Raw genomic sequence first — 16,371 nt, forward strand, 5'->3', positions numbered from 1 at the left:
TTTATAATGTTTTGTACCGACAGAATGGGAAACCTGGACTATTGGTGACATTATAGAATCCAAACTAAAAAACTCCATGAAAAAACTCTTCATTCTCGCCTGTATTGTCATCGTTACCATTGGGCTGCTTTATGCGCTGACCCATTATATCAAAATGGATGGTTTTTCGTTCGCATTCGCTCTGAATTTTATGCTGATGGCCTGCGTACTTACCTTTACCGAAACTTTGAAAAGCCCTTTAAATTCTTCTTATTTCAGTGAAAAATCGTGGGAAAAGAAAGGGAAAATATATGAATCTATCGGCATCCATATGTACAGAACACTATTGGTGAAAATAGGATGGGAAAAACTGAACAAAAAAAGCAAACCGGTAGAAAAAAACACGGAAGCTTTAACGAATCTGTATTACCGTACAAAACAGGACGAACTGGGTCATCTGATTATTATGCTGATCGTTCTGGGGTTTACTGTTTTTGTAGCCTACAAGTTTGGTATTCTCCGATCTTTATGGTTGCTGGTACTGAATATTCTTCTTAATATCTACCCTATTTTTCTTCAGCGGTATAACCGGCCCAGAATAGCAAGGGCTGTGATTTTAAGTAAGCGCAGATCTTAGACAAAGTAGATTTTCATCCGTAAAAAGCACCCCATAATCTCATGAACATACAGGAACAAATCAAAGAATATATCAACAGCCAGCCCGAACCCAAATGCAGCGATATGCAGGAGCTACACCGCATAATTCAGGAACTCTCACCCGGATGTACATTATGGTTTCTGGACGGCAAAAACGAAGACAATAAAACCGTTGCCAACCCTAATATCGGCTATGGATTTCAAACGATGGAATATGCTGGCGGGAAAACCAGGGAGTTTTATCAGATTGGAATCAGTGCAAATACCACTGGAATCTCCGTATATATCCTGACCATTAAAGATAAGGCTTATTTATCCGAAATCTATGGACAAAAAATAGGAAAAGCGAGCGTCACCGGATATTGTATTAAATTCAAAAAACTGAAAGATATCAACATTGATATACTGGAAGCGGCCATAAAGGATGGTTTTGAGGCGAAAAATTAAACACTTATTTTACAATGAAATTCAAAATTCCGGCCCTTGTTTTTTCTGTATTTTTGTTGAGCTGTTCAAAGGAAAAGATCAAAAGCGAACGGCTACCATTCTCTGTCGATGAAAATCTGAAGCACAACAAAATTTTCAAGCAGATGGAATCTGAAAATGAAATTCAGATGATGATTGAATCTGAACCTCCCAAAAGCAAAAAGACAACAAAACTTATTTTCAATGAAAGCAGTGGGTATGTTTGCGAGCCTGTATTCTGGAAGAACACCGATACGCTCAATATCAATATTGTGAATCATACAGGATTCACTTCTGGAGGATTCAATATAAACATTTATGACAATAGATATGAGGTTTCACCTTATAGTATGAGTGATGATATAACAGATCATGAAAAACCTTCCACTTTTAAAAATCCCAAACAAAAACTCATTCTCAACAAATCGTCATATCACCCCAATGATAGTATATATGGATATGTAGAATTTGAAAAAACAGAATATGATTCGTATGGAAATGTTATCCCACACAAAGGGAAAGGATATTTCAGAGGGAAGATTGAATATGTAAAATAATTCAGATCATCATTACCAGAAGTTACGATCTCATACCTTTGTCAGATTTGCGTAGAAATTAAATAATGACCCACATAAACTTCTTTAAAAATTGAAAAAAATACTAAGCTTACTCACCATCATTGTAGCGTCCATCCATCTCTATTCGCAAAATACATACGTCTTTATAGGCTCATTTAACAGAGACAAAACCACCGAAGGAATTTATGTGTATAAGCTGGATACCATTAAAGGGAAATTATCCAAAGTAACTGCTCTGAAAGGAATTTTAAACCCTTCATTTCTGACCTTATCCGCGGATGGCCGGTATATTTTTGCCTGCACAGAAAGTAAAACACCCAATGCAGGAAGTGTCAGCAGTTTTAAATTCAATCCTGAAGATGAGACGCTTACCTTTATCAACAGTCAGAAAAGTGGCGGTGAAAACCCGGTTTATGTAAGTGCTCACCGGAATGGAAAATGGCTGGTGAATGCCAATTATACAGAAGGCAGCGCTTCCGTTTACCCTGTCTCTGAGAATGGAACTATACAGCCGGCTGTACAGAATTTTCGGTTTTCAGAAGGAAGTATCAATGAAGGCAGACAGGATAGGTCACACGTTCATGCTGCTGTTTTCTCTCCGGACTTTGATCATTTATTCCTAACCGATCTGGGAGCGGATAAAATCAGATCCTATACATTTGACAGTGATCAAAAAGAGCCTCTACAAACGGCGAAACAGCCATTCATTCAATCTACATTAGGAAGCGGTCCAAGACATTTTACGTTTCATCCCAACGGAAAATTTGCCTACTGTATTGAAGAATTATCCGGTACGGTGAATGCATATCGATATGAAGATACTGTTCTGACCAGTATTCAAAGAGTCAATACCCATACAGATCAGTATAAAGAAGATTTTGAAAGTTCAGACATCCACATTTCACCGGACGGAAAGTTTTTGTATGCTGCTAATCGTGGTGTGGAAAATAATATCGCCATTTTTTCAATTTTGGAAGACGGAACTTTAAAGAACGTTGGTTATCAATCGACGATAGGGAAACACTCCAGAGTATTTGACATTGATGAAACGGGTAAGTTTGTCATTGTGGCCAATGCAGGCAGTGGAAATATTGTTGTATTCAAGCGCGATCCACAAACCGGGTTATTAAAAAAGACCGGAAACAAAGTGAAAGTTAAAAGTGCTTCCAGCGTGAAAATAAGGAAATATTAGCTTTAAGAACTAAACATTTACAAACATCAATTTAAAGTGAAGATTAAACGCAGTTCCACCCTATTTAATACCATATTATTCATTGCGCTTTTGCTGAATTTAGTCAACCTTAAATTATTTGAAGAAACCATTATCCCCATAATAATTATTGTCATTTTTTATGCTTTAGGAATTTTGACTTTTATAATCTTCAAAAATAAGCTGGGAGCACTAAGTCCGTGGAATCATATTAATAATTTCATCCTTTGTGTCTTTGTTGTAGGGAGTTGTGTTACAGTATCATTTTTAGGCATCAACTACTGTTTCGCTGAGAAAGCAACTAAAAATAAGACCTATACAATCATCAGAAAAACTGAAATTCCGGGTCCCAAATACAACCGTAGTAAAAAAACACCTGCCGTAATTATTGAAACAGAAAAAAACAGTACAAAAAGAATAGAATTTAAACGAAGTATGAGAGCAAAAATAGACGAAGCCCATTTCCTTGAATTGGAATTATCCAAAGGTTTCTTTAATTTTAATATTATCCGTGGTACAAAACTTAAATAAAACACCAATTCCTATGATTGAAAAATTCAAAAAAATCTCAGATATCTTTTTAACTGTTATAGGATCTATCGCAATTGCAGGCGGAATAGTGTTTTTTGTCTTTATAGAAAACCCGGTCAGGTATTTTTTCTATGCTCTGCTTCTGGTCATTGTGACCAATTTTAAAAGTCTCCGGAATATCAGAACTGATTTAAAAAAAACAGCTCAGAATCTTCTGATAACAACCGGCCTGATCTATCTCGTTATAATTACCCTGTTATCGCTTTCTCCGTTTCTGAAAATTCAGGAATTCAAATGGTCTCATCGCGATTGGAAGCCGGTGAATGCCCAAAAGATACAGCCATTGACTTCCTGGGAAAGCGGATATAAGCGGAAAGGAAATTCTTACGTCAATATTGATTACGAATACCAGTTTAACGGAACACCATATAAAAACTTGGAGCCTGAAGCCTTATACAGATATTATCCGTTTTGGAACAGAAAAAAGAGCAGGGAACTGGTAGATGAATTTTCAAAATCGGTTTCAGAAAAAATACAGAAAAGGGATTATCTTATTCTCACCAATCCCGATCAGCCTGAAAAAAGTAAACTATTTTTATCCACCGATTTGTTTTATTTTCAGGGTTCATTATTTTATGATCTGGTAACGGGTCTGGCTGTATTTATCCTGATCTTTTTAGGAATCATCGGAGCTGTTCTTACATGGTGGGCATTGAAGAGACAACAGAAGTAAAAACTTTACAGGTGAAAGAGATAATCCCAACCTTCTGATTCTTAATTAAGCTGTAAAAAAAATGAATATCCATTTAATAAAAATAGTAATCTATTTATCAGTAATGCTACTCCAGCTGTTTTTAATCCTGGAAATTGAACGGTGCTGGCTCCTGCTGAAAGGAAAAAAAAGTGAGACGTCGAAAAAATTACTGGAATTTATACAACTGCCCTTTGTATCAGTGATTAAAAATCAAAAAACATTACAGATTGCTTCCTTTTTACTTTATCCGGTCCTGTTTGGAGTACTCACTGCCGGAATCATCCCCTTTTTGAATATGGGGCGGGGAATGAATATCCAATTAGGTGATCCCTGGGGATATATTGCTATGTTCGGTATCGGATATGTGGGTACGAATATTTTGATACTGATATCATGCATTCATACCAAAATAACTTTTGGAGCCTCCTCTATTAACCTTACCGCTTTTATGATACTTTTTTATCTGGCTGTATTCATCCTGGTGAATTATTTTCAATTCAGTTTATTCTTGAAATGGAACGCCTGAAAAATTATTTTTTCCATCTTCAGGTTCACCTTATATAATTTTCATTAATTTAGTTTTATAAAAAACTTTGGGAACGGCCGCTGTTGCGATATTCAAACATTTCTAAGCCGTTTTTAACATGTCCTATATCTATCCTATGAAAGAAAATAAATACGACCATTCATCTTTTTTTGAACAGTACGAAAAAATGCTCCGCTCCCAAAAAGGACTGGAAGGTGCCGGAGAATGGCCTGCGCTAAAAAAAATGCTTCCGGATTTTACAGGAAAAGACGTTCTTGATCTTGGCTGTGGCTTCGGCTGGCATTGTCGCTATGCTATTGAAATGGGAGCAAAATCTGTGATTGGGGTAGATCTTTCAGAAAAAATGCTTGAAAAAGCGAAAGAAATCAACAGTCTTGATGGTATTGAATATGTACGAAAAGCTCTTGAAGATCTGGAGTATCCTTCAGAAAAATTTGACATTGTATTGAGCTCACTGACTTTTCATTATGTAGAATCATTGGATACACTTATTCATCATATTTATCAGTGGCTGAAACCCGGCGGACATTTCGTGTTTTCTGTGGAACATCCCGTTTTTACAGCACAGGGAAAACAGGATTGGACATATGGTGAAAATAATGAAAAACTGCACTGGCCGGTTGACCGTTATTTTTTAGAAGGAAAAAGAGACACCACATTTTTAGGAGAACATGTAATAAAATACCATAGAACACTGTCTTCTTATCTGAACACTTTGCTGAAACAGGGTTTCAAAATTAATGAACTGATTGAGCCGGAGCCTAGTGAAGAAATGCTGAAAGAATTTTCTGATATGAAGGATGAATTGCGCCGTCCTATGATGTTGCTGATCTCAGCAGAAAAATAACGGAAAACATTATGAATATTACTTGTGATCATTGCAAAGAGACATTTACCGCATCCGGAGAGCAGACTTCTTTCATTCTGGATTCACAGAAAAAAGGAATGAGGTTTATCATGCTGGAATGCCCTTCCTGCTACAACGGCTTCTCTTTGAATCCACAAACGATGGATCAGACTGATCCACAGAAAGCTACGGATGAAGATCATTTGAGATGTCCGGTCAGTTCATGCTATGGTCTGATTTCTTATGTAGAAGACGAAAAACCATTCTGGGGTTGTGGTGAATGCGGAACAGTTTGGTTCACGCGACCAGATCTGTTTGAAGCTATCAAGAACAGCATTGAAAAACATCCTTACCGGGCGGAAGTCTATACGAAAAAAGGAAATGCTTTCTTCCCGGTTCCGTTAGAAAATGAACCGGACAACTACGAAGAAACTGTAGTGAATGAATAAAATATGAAAATTCGATATTAATTTAATTAAAAACATCTAAAACTATACCTCATGTTACTAGCGATTTTACTTCCCTTTCTCTCTTTTATGATCCGTGGAAAAATTCTCACCGGAATCGTCTGTCTTATTTTACAGATCACTTTGATTGGCTGGCTTCCTGCAGCTATCTGGGCCGCTTTATCATTAAACAATGCAAGAGCAGACCAGCGCAATGAAAAACTGATTAAGGCGATGAAGCAGAATCAGAGATAAAAGTTAGCTCAACGGCCGTAATCTGTAGGTCTACACAACTCAAATCATTGAAATGTAACTTTTTGGCAAAGAATTGAACTCATTAGGGAACTCTATTATTTCTGCCAAATTGTAAACCTATGAAACATCTAGCCTTTATTTTAGTCTTTATTTTTTCAGTGACTCTTTCTGCTCAGAAAAGTACTGGAAAATACGCGAAGGAACTGGACGAATATTTTACGGCATTAACCAATCTCAGAAAGTTTAATGGGAATGTGCTGGTATCACAAAATGGAAAAATTCTTTTGGATCAAAGCTATACTATGCCGGGAAAAGCCAACGGTTTAAGTGTCAGCAAAAAAAGCACATTTATTATTGCATCAGTCTCTAAGGTTTTCATAAAATATGGCATTCTGAAGCTTGCAGAGCAGGGGAAAATTAAATTATCAGACCATATCGATAGATTTATTCCTGATTTTCCTAATGGTAATAAGATTTCGGTGGAAAATTTATTGTATCATCAGTCCGGACTTCCCAGAGAAATTAAGGATTATGAGAAATATGAAAATGTAAGCCTGAAAAAGACCATCGAACTGGCCAAGTCGGAAAAATTACAATTTGAGCCCGGAACAAATACTCTTTATTCCAATGTGGGCTATTTTATTCTTCATTATATCATTGATCAATCTTCTGAAAAGGGATATCAACACTTTATTGACAGCGAGATTATAAAAAAATACCAACTCAAAAATACAGGAGAATTTAACTCAACCCGTTCGGTACCCAATTTCGCTTACGGGTTTTATAACGAAGAAGGCAAAATAGTTCCCATTTCCAAGACCAGTATTAATAGGTTTGAAACAGGTAATTACTATTCTACAACTGCCGATCTATACGCTTTCAGTAAAAAGCTTCTTTCGGGAGAACATATGAGAAAAGACCAGGCTCTGAAAATGTTTAAAGACAGTCTTCTCATCCAGGCTGGTGGAAGACCAGGATACAGAGCTTATTATTACCAGAACTTAAAATCCAATGTAACTTTTATTTTCACCGCCAATTTCAGCGATATGCCTTTTCAGAAGGTAACAGACGACATCATTAGTCTTTTGGAAGGCAAGCCCTACTCGGTTCCCAAAGAAATCAACAAAAAAGCCGTTACCGTTTCTGATGATATTTTAAAGCAGTATACGGGACAATTTGCATTGGATCTCGACCAATCTCAGACGTTTACAGTCACTTTAGAGAATCATTTCCTCTTCATTACAGATAAAAGCGGCGAAAAAACAAAAATTTACCCCGAATCCCAAACTTCTTTTTTCGATGCTCCGGATTCTGAAGATGGCTATACATTTTCTCTGCAAAGCAATGGAACCTATACTCTGACCATTATTTCAACAGGGATTACCCTGAAAACAACCCGAACGAAATAAATCATCAATTGGGAGAACAAGAGTAACCGCCATCCTCCCTCTTCCTTCTTCCATTCCTTTAATCGAACAAAACTCATATTAAAAGTTATTTTTAACGAATCACTATAAAGCATAACATAGTAATGATAATAATTTATATCTTTGCATAACAAAATAATAATTATGATTACTCTAAAACTTTTTTCAATGTTTCTATTGCTTTTCTGCAGTACCATTGATGCACAATTCCAGGAAAAGAAAATAGACAGCTTAATAACTACAGAATTCAATGATCCTAATGGGCCCGGAGGAGCATTTATGATTGCGTATAAAGGAAAAACCATTTACCGCAAAGCTTTTGGAAAAGCCAATCTGGAGCTGAATGTGAATATGACTCCCGATAATGTTTTCCAAATCGGTTCTATGACCAAACAGTTTACATCAGTGGCTGTCCTTATACTGGAACAACAGGGAATACTGAATGTCAACGACCCGATTTCAAAATACATTAAGGACTATCCTTCAGGGGATAAAATTACCATCCATCATCTTCTGACCCATACTTCGGGAATTAAGGATTTTACAAAAATGAAAGCGATATCCACCATTGCCCAGAAAGAAATGAAGCCTGAAATGATGGTTGATTTTTTCAAAAATGAACCTGTAGATTTTGCTCCGGGTGAAAAATTTGATTACAATAATTCGGGCTACGTAGTGTTGGGATATATCATTGAACTGGTTTCCGGGCAGACGTATGAAGATTTCATCAAGAAAAATATCTTTGAAAAAGCAGGCATGACACATTCTTATTATGCCACAGATCGTCAGATGATCCCAAAAAGAGCGTACGGATACCATCAGAAAGAACATGGATATGTCAATAAAACAGTGATCAACTTTAGTGTTCCTTTTTCATCCGGCTCTTTGATGTCTACGGTAGATGATTTGCTGAAATGGCAGAAGGCTTTGAACCAAAATATCCTTCTCAATCCGGCAGAAACCCAAAAAGCATTCCAGAAATACAAACTGAACAGCGGAGAAGAATTCACTTACGGTTACGGATGGCACCTGAAAGATATCAACGGAAACCCGGACAGGGAGCATGGCGGCAGTATTTTCGGATTTAAAAGTATGGGCGTCTATATTCCCGGTGAAGACATTTACGTAATAGGATTGAGCAACTGTGACTGCCATTCGCCGACAGAAATCACCAGAAACATGGCAAAGATTGCATTACAGTCCGTTAAAAAATAATCCCTCCAATAAATATTAAGATTCTTATCAATTCCTTTCGCCTGAAAACTTTCTGATCACCAAAATAGATGGTATTCTAACCAATTAATGTTTTTCTATTGATCTCAATCACAAGCTTTAATATCCACACTGAACTGAAAAAGCAAATAAATTTGTACACCGGATGATGAAGTAATATCTTTATGATTCAATCTATATATATGAAAAGAATTTCACAGATTTTGTTATTTTTAGTAAGCAGTTCAGCATTTTCGCAAACACAGTTTACTATTGAATTGAAGGCACCTGCATTTGAAAAAGATTCACTGCTGTTGGCACCTCCGGCTACTTCAAGAAACATTATTTCGATATACAGCCTGAATTTAAATGCGGACAATAAAAGCGTAAAATCTATCGGAAATTCAAAGGGAGCACTCGTTAAAATCCAGCCTCAGGATAATACCATCGGCGGAACTGTTCCCTGCCCTATGCCGATGATCATGATGGGTCCAAAAGAAGATAAAAAAGGATTCCAGCAATCGAAAATGTTCTTCATTGAAAATGGAAATTTAGAAATTCAGATCGCTGACAAAAATTTAACATTAATGTTACCCCCGGATGCGGTTATCAATAACGATTATAAGAAACTTAAGGAATATCTTCAACAGGCAGACGAAAAACTCAGGCCTTTTGAACAAAATAATCCTGCAGATCTTGAAAATAAAGAAAAACGACTGAAAGCATACATCAAAAAAAATCCGGAATCATATCCTGCATTCTGGGAAATTATAGATGCTTTTTCAAAGTATGGTTTCCATAAAAATTACCTGACTGATCTTCCGTTATTTTCAAAAAAAATAAAAAATTCATCCTGTTTTAAGGATTTCGAAAAAATATTAATTCTTGAAAATTCAACTAATGTAGGCGGAAATTTCCCCGACATCGATTTCGGTCCTGAGAGTAAGATTACAAAAACAACCTTTTCAGATTATAAAATCACTCTGATCGACTATTGGTCTACCAGCTGTAAACCATGCATTAAAGAACTTCCTGAGCTTGTTAAGCTGTATGAAAAGTACAAAGATAAAGGCGTGAATTTCATCAGTGTAGCAGACGACAAAACGCAGCAAAGAATGGATCTGGCCAATAAAATATTCAAGGAAAATAAGGTCACCTGGAAAAGCTATTTTGACACTACAAAAGAATTCACCAGGAAGCTCAATGCCGGAGGTTATCCTTTGTTCATCGTAGTAGATCGAAACGGAAAAATCCTTTCAAAAGAGCTGGGCGGGCAGGAAACGTTGGAAGCTGTTATAGAAAAGCATTTGAAATAGTATGGAGAGGGAAGCTGGAAGAGGGAGGATGGAAGTTACTTTTGGATATTAATTTACAACTTAGAGTTTTTTCGTTTTGTTGTAGGAAGTATGTACCCTGGAACTTTTGCCATCGAAAGCAGAACAATCATCAGACAAATAATATTGACAGTCAAAGCAACCGAAAAAGCCTGGTGATAATTTTGTGGTGAAGGTTTTGTTCCGAGAAAATAATAGAAAACACTTCCCACTACAATAATTCCAACGATGGCAGCTGCCTGCACAAAGGTATTGTAAACTCCTGAAGCATTTCCCGCCAATGTTGAGGGTAGCCCGGACAGAGCAATATTCGCCAGTGAAGGGATAATGGAGCCCACACCTATTCCGTGGAAAAAAAGTAAAAGACAAAAGACAAAAAATGGTGTTCCCTGATCCAATAAAAGCATCTGCAAAATCAGAACGATCATGATCAAAACCAATCCGGTTATTAGAAACTTTTTACCATATCTTAAAATAAATCTTGCTGAAAACACAGAAGCCAGAATAAAACCGAGGCCCTGAAACACAATGATTTCTCCGGCAGCCATTGATCCGATTTTCAGACCATCCTGAAAAAAAAGGGAAAGAATATAAAAATAAGAATCCAGCATAATGAAGAAAAAAGAAACGGCTAATATTCCCAGGTTGAAGTTTTTATAACTGAATAAAGTAAAATCCATCAGATAAGATTTCCTTTGTATTAACCTCATCTTTTGGTTTTTGACAAAATAGATTAAAATAAGTATTGACATCAAGGCCAATACTATGCTTTTGACCTGAATTCCATGATGTTCGGACAGGGTAAGTGCATAGGTAAAACAGAAGAGCCCAGAAGCTAAGACTGCTACTCCAACGAAATCAAAAGTCTTTTTTTCAACTGATATTTTAGATTCGTTTAATATTTTTTTGGTAAAAAGTAAGGCCAGCAAGCATACCGGAATATTGATCAGAAAAATAAGTCTCCACGATTCCTCCATCCACATTACCGATGAAAAATAACCACCCAGAAACTGACCTAAAATGGTTCCCGCTCCAATGGTAATCCCATACCAGCCCATCGCTTTTGTTCTTTCTGCATGCGCCGTAAACAGAATCTGTATCATAGAAAGAACCTGCGGAGACATCATCGCCGCACTGATTCCCTGAATAAAACGGGAAATCACGAGAACTTCCGGTCCGACCGAAATTCCACACGCTACCGAACTCAGCATAAAAAACACCAACCCGATCATGAAAATCTTTTTTCTTCCGTACAGATCGCCCAGCCTTCCGCCTGTGATCAGGAATGAAGCAAAACCAATGAGGTAAGAAGCAATCATCAGCTGCATTTCTCCGTTCGATGCATGAAGATCACGCTGTATGGACGGAATGGATACATTGATGATGAAGATATCCATAATCGTCAACAGTTGACCGGATAATATTACGATCAATTTCAAATATTTAGCATTCATTTTTATATAGATATATCTATTTTTAATTAAGAAAAAAAATTAAGACAGCTGTGCCTTAATCATTTTTAGGATCTGATCAAAGGAATCTGAATTCTTATTGATCGTAGAAGTAACTACAGCACCTTCTATCAAAAGAAAAATTTGTTCTGTGAGTATATCTGTATCAATATCCTTTTTATTTTCCGCATGTTCATTGACCATTATTCGGATCATTTCTTTCTGCTTTTCCTTGTGCTTTTTGGCAAAATCAGAAACCACAGGACTGCTGTCTCCTACTTCGGCCACAATTTTTATAAAATGGCAGCCTGCAAATTTTGATGATTTTTGTAATTTTTTCCGGTAATCTATCAAAGAAAGTAGTTTTTCTCCCGGGTCAGACATTTTGGAAGAATGTTCTTCAAAACCTTTGAACCATTCTACTTCCTGTTTGATCAAATAAGCCTGGAGAAGATCATTCTTGGATGAGAAATGATTGTACAGTGAACCGATCGCAATGTCTGCCTCGGCAATAATCTGGTTGATCCCCGTTGAATTGAAGCCCTGTCTGTAAAACAGATCCGAAGCCACCCTGATGATCCTTTCCTGTACTTTTTCTTTTTTCATCCCGAAATTTTTACAAAGGTAGATAAAAAATAGATAAGTCTATCTATTTTATTTTTTTGAGTTTCTGTATCTTTATTCGATATTAAAATTTCAGAAGATGAATCAACTCTATGGAAAGGTAAGATCAGTAAAAAAATACAGTTCAGGAGAACTTAAGACTGAAAGTATGTATACTCCGGAAGGTACAATTTCTGAAATTAAACTGTATAAGAAAGGCATTTTGGCCAGTATTGAAAAGAGGTATGAAAAAGAAGGTATGGAGGTTAAAGAAATTCATCGTTTGGGAGAAAATACACCTAAAATGATTCTATGTCATTACAAAGATTCATCCGGCAACCTCAACTGGACAGAATACTATGACTCTGATTTTAATTTCCTTGAGAAAAAGGACATTGGAAAAACCTCAATAGAATATAATGCCACAGGAAAATTAAACAGTTTTTCAAAAAATGCGATCACTCTCTTTCAAAAACAATTTGACAAATCTCACAAGGCTCTTGAAGAGATTTCGTTTTCAGATTCAGGACAAATCATTTATATCATCAAGTATTTTTATCATGAAAATACAATAACAAGAAAGTCATTTGATGCTGAAAAAAGATTAGTCAAGCTAAGGCATCTGATTATGGATGAAAAGCAACGGATTGTACAGAGTTTTAAGTTTTCAAGAGAAGAAATTGGTAATGACTGTATGGATTATCACGAAAGTTATAATGCCGAACATATGACCAGAATTACGACGGATGATTTGAAAAACATCAGCTATGAAAGCCTGCCTGAGATATCAAAAATCTCACTGGATGAAACATCTCTTTACACCAGCGTTATTAAATCTCTCCTCAATGAATTCAGGTATGATTTGGAAGGTAAAGAGCTTCCGGGACAACCTTCCATTGATTTTTTTGTTGAACTCACCGATGTAACTTATGATGACGCCGACCGTGAAGTTTCTCATGCAAAATATGCTTACTGGTCCGATTTTAATGAAAAAGAGCTTAGTCTTATTGAATACATTGCTCATACATATGATAACCAAAACCTCCTGACAGCTCACAGCTACAGTATAACTGAAAAGAATCATGATTTCGGAGGAAGTTATCAATATACTTATGAATTCGATGCTGAAAACAGAATCATAAAAAAGATCACTACCGGTGACAGCAACTGCGTTACCCATATTTCTTATGAGAACGGAAACCGGATTGAAACGGAGTGCGATGAAGATAGTGACCGCAAAATCACTCATATTTTTGATATGCATAATAATCTGATCTACTATGAAGATGCATCGGAAAAGAGAAACTGGAAGTGGTCAAAGTCATATGAAATTACTTATTATTGATGCTGATTGTCTAGGTTTTGGCTAAAGCCAAATGATATTGATTTTTTTTGTTGATGGGCTAAATCCCATTCCTATTGAATATTTTAATGCTAATGAAAAAACTAATGATTAAGAATAAAAAAAATCCGTTTGTACGATTTCTATATGCTACCACTATCCTTTTACTCCTATTATCCTGCACCTCAAAAGAAAAAAATATGAGTACTTCCAATCCCGTTGTCTATTTCGAAATCCCTGTGAATGATATGAAACGTGCCGAGCAGTTTTATACGAATGTTTTTAATTTCAGTTTTGAAAAAGAAGATATTGACGGGTATGAAATGTCTTTATTTCCGTTTAAGGAAAAAAGCAGCGGTATCACAGGCGCTCTGGCGAAAGGAGATGTGTACCAACCAACAAAAGATGGAGTTATTATTTATTTTAAAACAGAAAATATGGATCAATCATTAGCCAAAGTGGTTCAGAATGGCGGGAACATACTCTATCCTAAAAAAATCAATGAAAAATATGGATTTGCAGTCGCTGAATTTGAAGATTCTGAGGGAAACAGGATTGCGCTTCATGAAACCCTCAAAAATGATTAATAATTCACTGCATAATATTTTTGATTTTAATCGTCACATATTTCGTATCTTTAGGTACCATTTTGGAAAAGATCATGTGGTATCAAGCAATGGCAGAAGAACTTTATTTCATCAAAACGAATCCGAATATTGCTAAAATCAATTTGTACAATAAACTCTGCCGTGAGGAAGAAAATATCCTAAACTTTCTTCAGGCTGATGCCAAAGTAAGCCTTGAAATTATCAAAAATAAAGTTAAAGATTCTGTGGAAGAACTTTCCAAAGAAGAGCTTTCAAGTATTTTCACCTGGTTCAGCAATGCTTATCCAACGGATAATGAAGAAGCTAAAACCCAGCTATTCATCCATGGTCTCGATCTTTTCTACGAAATCCCGAAAGAAGAAAATGTACATTCTTTTCAGGAAATCCTTTCCGATTACGAGAAATATTCACAACAGAAGCTTGATTTCAGAGTGAATTCTCAAAATTTCAATCAGTTTCTGATTTATGGTTTATTTTTTACAGACATTGCCCTCAAGGAAAAAGGGAGTTGTGCAGTGCTTTCACATTACTTAAAAACGGAACATCCGGCTTTGTATGCCCTTGCAGAAGAGCAGTTCCGTACAAAAGGCTCAGGTCAAAATAATGATCTTGCGCTGCAGCATTATTTCGGAGAGCTTTATGATCTGACGAAATATTATAAAGGATCTATCATTCAGCTTTACACCCCGTAAAAGGAGGCTTTTTCAAACCCCCAGAATATTTTTATTTTTCATCAGATAATCCAGTGCTTCTTTTACAGCCTGCTCGGGACTTTTGGGATTGAATCCCAATTCATTTCTGGATTTGGAAATATCAAAATCCTGCTGAAGTCCGGAGAACATCGCAATATCTTTCCTCGTCAGCAAAGGCGGTTTCCCACTTAATTTGGCGGTCAGCTCCATAATCCCTGCAATAGCATACAGTAAAAATTTGGGAACTGAACCCGGTACTTTTACATTCAGTTCGGGATATAATTTTCCTGCTAAAATAGTGGTATCTGTAATCGTCATACACTTTTCATTAGCTAAAATATAGCGTTCACCGGAACGTCCTTTTTGGGCAGCGAGATAGCATCCTTCTGCTACATCTTTGACATCAATCCAGTTCAGGGTAATCTTTGTATCGACTGGGATTTCTTTGTTCAGAATAAGTTTCAGGATATTGTAGGAAACATTCAATGGGAAAAAAGCATCACTGCCAATCATTGCGGAAGGCATTACGGAAACCAGTTCAATACCCAGCTTGTGTGCCAGTTCGAAAGCCAGCTTTTCACCATCATTTTTAGAATTGTAGTACATATCTCTTCTGTCCGGATTGTAGCCACTACTCTCTCTTGCCGGGAGTTTTGAATAATTTAAAGCAGCAATTGAGCTCACATACACTATTCTCTTTACACCGGCTTCAGCGGCCGCTTCAATGGTATTGCGGGTGCCATTGATGTTCACATCATAGATTTCCTTTTTCGGATCTTTTGCCCACAGTTTAAAGGAAGCCCCTACTGCATAAAAAGTTTCCGCACCCTGAAGTGCCCGTACAAAAGAAGCTTTATCCGTGATATCGGCCTGCACTATTTCACAGTTCAATCCTTCGAAAGGTTTTGTGTTCTTCGTATTTCTTACCGCTGCCCGTACAGGAATACCTTTTTTCAATAAAAGCCGTACTAAATTATTCCCCAAATGTCCGTTGGCCCCTGAAACCAGAGCCAGATTGTTCTTTATCATTGCATTGATTTTAATGCTGTAAAGTTCGCCTTCCCTGCTCCGGAACCACTTGACTTTTGTTAGTTAATGCGAAAGTTACGGGTATAAGTTTGAGAGTAAAGTTTTGTTGCTGGTTGATAGTTGCTTGTTGCTGGTTGCTGGTTGATAGTTGCTAGTTCCAACCGCGAAACCCGCATCCCGAAACTTTATGACTTACTGAAAATTAATGTAAAAGTCTCATGTCTGAAATCTGATTGTAAATCCCTAAATAGAGTTGACCGTATTATTCTTTAATATCTCGTTGTTAAATATATTCAAAATAGGTTTATTAAATTTCATATTTTGTCTGCAATTCTCTTCAAATTTTTGAGGAGAGATTCTTCCAATTGCATTATGAGGTCGTTTGGTATTATAATGGTTGACCG

Annotated in this window: 18 protein-coding genes; 15 read left to right on the forward strand and 3 right to left on the reverse strand. The window is 36.6% G+C overall.

What is annotated here, in order from left to right; genetic code table 11:
- The first annotated feature begins 76 nt into the window (after nucleotides 1-76).
- From IW22_RS18490 to IW22_RS23785, 12 genes are all read left to right on the forward strand, one after another.
- Nucleotides 77-616, forward strand: coding sequence for a hypothetical protein (locus IW22_RS18490; RefSeq protein ID WP_034729422.1), 540 nt, complete (start codon nucleotides 77-79; stop codon nucleotides 614-616).
- A 41-nt stretch (nucleotides 617-657) separates the two neighbouring features.
- Nucleotides 658-1,083 (forward strand): DUF1801 domain-containing protein, encoded by a 426-nt coding sequence (locus IW22_RS18495; RefSeq protein ID WP_034729424.1) that lies wholly within the window; start codon nucleotides 658-660, stop codon nucleotides 1,081-1,083.
- A 14-nt stretch (nucleotides 1,084-1,097) separates the two neighbouring features.
- Nucleotides 1,098-1,658, forward strand: a complete 561-nt coding sequence (locus IW22_RS18500) for a hypothetical protein (RefSeq protein ID WP_034729426.1) — start codon at nucleotides 1,098-1,100, stop codon at nucleotides 1,656-1,658.
- Nucleotides 1,659-1,749: 91 nt separating this feature from the next.
- Nucleotides 1,750-2,871: a lactonase family protein gene (locus tag IW22_RS18505; protein WP_034729428.1), complete on the forward strand. Its 1,122-nt coding sequence runs from the start codon at nucleotides 1,750-1,752 to the stop codon at nucleotides 2,869-2,871.
- A gap of 36 nt (nucleotides 2,872-2,907) precedes the next feature.
- On the forward strand, nucleotides 2,908-3,420 hold the full coding sequence (locus IW22_RS18510) for a hypothetical protein (protein ID WP_165571906.1): 513 nt from the start codon (nucleotides 2,908-2,910) through the stop codon (nucleotides 3,418-3,420).
- A gap of 13 nt (nucleotides 3,421-3,433) precedes the next feature.
- On the forward strand, nucleotides 3,434-4,153 hold the full coding sequence (locus tag IW22_RS18515) for a hypothetical protein (RefSeq protein WP_131401764.1): 720 nt from the start codon (nucleotides 3,434-3,436) through the stop codon (nucleotides 4,151-4,153).
- Between the two features lie 683 nt (nucleotides 4,154-4,836).
- Nucleotides 4,837-5,568 carry a class I SAM-dependent methyltransferase gene (locus tag IW22_RS18525; protein ID WP_034729509.1) on the forward strand — a complete coding sequence of 244 codons (732 nt, stop codon included), beginning with the start codon at nucleotides 4,837-4,839 and terminating at the stop codon, nucleotides 5,566-5,568.
- 11 nt (nucleotides 5,569-5,579) lie between these two features.
- Nucleotides 5,580-6,017 (forward strand): hypothetical protein, encoded by a 438-nt coding sequence (locus tag IW22_RS18530; RefSeq protein WP_034729438.1) that lies wholly within the window; start codon nucleotides 5,580-5,582, stop codon nucleotides 6,015-6,017.
- A 51-nt stretch (nucleotides 6,018-6,068) separates the two neighbouring features.
- Complete coding sequence (locus IW22_RS18535) at nucleotides 6,069-6,269, forward strand: YqaE/Pmp3 family membrane protein (protein ID WP_034729440.1); 201 nt, start codon at nucleotides 6,069-6,071, stop codon at nucleotides 6,267-6,269.
- Nucleotides 6,270-6,388: 119 nt separating this feature from the next.
- Complete coding sequence (locus tag IW22_RS18540) at nucleotides 6,389-7,678, forward strand: serine hydrolase domain-containing protein (protein ID WP_034729443.1); 1,290 nt, start codon at nucleotides 6,389-6,391, stop codon at nucleotides 7,676-7,678.
- A gap of 162 nt (nucleotides 7,679-7,840) precedes the next feature.
- Nucleotides 7,841-8,911: a serine hydrolase domain-containing protein gene (locus IW22_RS18545; RefSeq protein ID WP_034729446.1), complete on the forward strand. Its 1,071-nt coding sequence runs from the start codon at nucleotides 7,841-7,843 to the stop codon at nucleotides 8,909-8,911.
- Between the two features lie 200 nt (nucleotides 8,912-9,111).
- Nucleotides 9,112-10,224: a TlpA family protein disulfide reductase gene (locus tag IW22_RS23785; RefSeq protein ID WP_051891300.1), complete on the forward strand. Its 1,113-nt coding sequence runs from the start codon at nucleotides 9,112-9,114 to the stop codon at nucleotides 10,222-10,224.
- 53 nt (nucleotides 10,225-10,277) lie between these two features.
- On the opposite strand, the gene IW22_RS18555 is transcribed toward IW22_RS23785, so the two are convergent.
- Together IW22_RS18555 and IW22_RS18560 are read right to left on the reverse strand one after the other, a co-directional pair.
- The gene (locus IW22_RS18555; RefSeq protein WP_228384064.1) at nucleotides 10,278-11,675 is read right to left on the reverse strand and encodes an MFS transporter; all 1,398 of its coding nucleotides are present in this window, start codon (nucleotides 11,673-11,675) and stop codon (nucleotides 10,278-10,280) included.
- Nucleotides 11,676-11,735: 60 nt separating this feature from the next.
- Entirely contained in the window at nucleotides 11,736-12,299 is a 564-nt protein-coding gene (locus tag IW22_RS18560; protein WP_034729453.1) for a TetR/AcrR family transcriptional regulator, read from the reverse strand.
- Nucleotides 12,300-12,396: 97 nt separating this feature from the next.
- Here IW22_RS18560 and IW22_RS18565 point away from each other — a divergent pair, with 97 nt between their 5' ends.
- From IW22_RS18565 to IW22_RS18575, 3 genes are all read left to right on the forward strand, one after another.
- Complete coding sequence (locus IW22_RS18565; RefSeq protein WP_034729455.1) at nucleotides 12,397-13,641, forward strand: hypothetical protein; 1,245 nt, start codon at nucleotides 12,397-12,399, stop codon at nucleotides 13,639-13,641.
- Between the two features lie 104 nt (nucleotides 13,642-13,745).
- On the forward strand, nucleotides 13,746-14,225 hold the full coding sequence (locus IW22_RS18570; protein WP_228384065.1) for a VOC family protein: 480 nt from the start codon (nucleotides 13,746-13,748) through the stop codon (nucleotides 14,223-14,225).
- Between the two features lie 74 nt (nucleotides 14,226-14,299).
- Nucleotides 14,300-14,938: a hypothetical protein gene (locus IW22_RS18575; protein ID WP_228384066.1), complete on the forward strand. Its 639-nt coding sequence runs from the start codon at nucleotides 14,300-14,302 to the stop codon at nucleotides 14,936-14,938.
- Between the two features lie 12 nt (nucleotides 14,939-14,950).
- On the opposite strand, the gene IW22_RS18580 is transcribed toward IW22_RS18575, so the two are convergent.
- Nucleotides 14,951-15,967: an NAD-dependent epimerase/dehydratase family protein gene (locus tag IW22_RS18580; protein ID WP_034729464.1), complete on the reverse strand. Its 1,017-nt coding sequence runs from the start codon at nucleotides 15,965-15,967 to the stop codon at nucleotides 14,951-14,953.
- Nucleotides 15,968-16,371 lie beyond the last annotated feature (404 nt).

The organism is Chryseobacterium sp. JM1 (genome assembly GCF_000737715.1).
Lineage (GTDB): Bacteria > Bacteroidota > Bacteroidia > Flavobacteriales > Weeksellaceae > Chryseobacterium.

Coding starts and splice junctions, on each gene's coding strand:
- IW22_RS18495 (WP_034729424.1), top strand. CDS start 658: ATGAACATACAGGAACAAATCAAAGAATATATCAACAGCCAGCCCGAA.
- IW22_RS18540 (WP_034729443.1), top strand. CDS start 6,389: ATGAAACATCTAGCCTTTATTTTAGTCTTTATTTTTTCAGTGACTCTT.
- IW22_RS18565 (WP_034729455.1), top strand. CDS start 12,397: ATGAATCAACTCTATGGAAAGGTAAGATCAGTAAAAAAATACAGTTCA.
- IW22_RS18500 (WP_034729426.1), top strand. CDS start 1,098: ATGAAATTCAAAATTCCGGCCCTTGTTTTTTCTGTATTTTTGTTGAGC.
- IW22_RS18525 (WP_034729509.1), top strand. CDS start 4,837: ATGAAAGAAAATAAATACGACCATTCATCTTTTTTTGAACAGTACGAA.
- IW22_RS18490 (WP_034729422.1), top strand. CDS start 77: ATGAAAAAACTCTTCATTCTCGCCTGTATTGTCATCGTTACCATTGGG.
- IW22_RS18515 (WP_131401764.1), top strand. CDS start 3,434: ATGATTGAAAAATTCAAAAAAATCTCAGATATCTTTTTAACTGTTATA.
- IW22_RS18530 (WP_034729438.1), top strand. CDS start 5,580: ATGAATATTACTTGTGATCATTGCAAAGAGACATTTACCGCATCCGGA.
- IW22_RS18545 (WP_034729446.1), top strand. CDS start 7,841: ATGATTACTCTAAAACTTTTTTCAATGTTTCTATTGCTTTTCTGCAGT.
- IW22_RS18575 (WP_228384066.1), top strand. CDS start 14,300: ATGTGGTATCAAGCAATGGCAGAAGAACTTTATTTCATCAAAACGAAT.
- IW22_RS18560 (WP_034729453.1), bottom strand. CDS start 12,299: ATGAAAAAAGAAAAAGTACAGGAAAGGATCATCAGGGTGGCTTCGGAT.
- IW22_RS18535 (WP_034729440.1), top strand. CDS start 6,069: ATGTTACTAGCGATTTTACTTCCCTTTCTCTCTTTTATGATCCGTGGA.
- IW22_RS23785 (WP_051891300.1), top strand. CDS start 9,112: ATGAAAAGAATTTCACAGATTTTGTTATTTTTAGTAAGCAGTTCAGCA.
- IW22_RS18570 (WP_228384065.1), top strand. CDS start 13,746: ATGATTAAGAATAAAAAAAATCCGTTTGTACGATTTCTATATGCTACC.
- IW22_RS18580 (WP_034729464.1), bottom strand. CDS start 15,967: ATGATAAAGAACAATCTGGCTCTGGTTTCAGGGGCCAACGGACATTTG.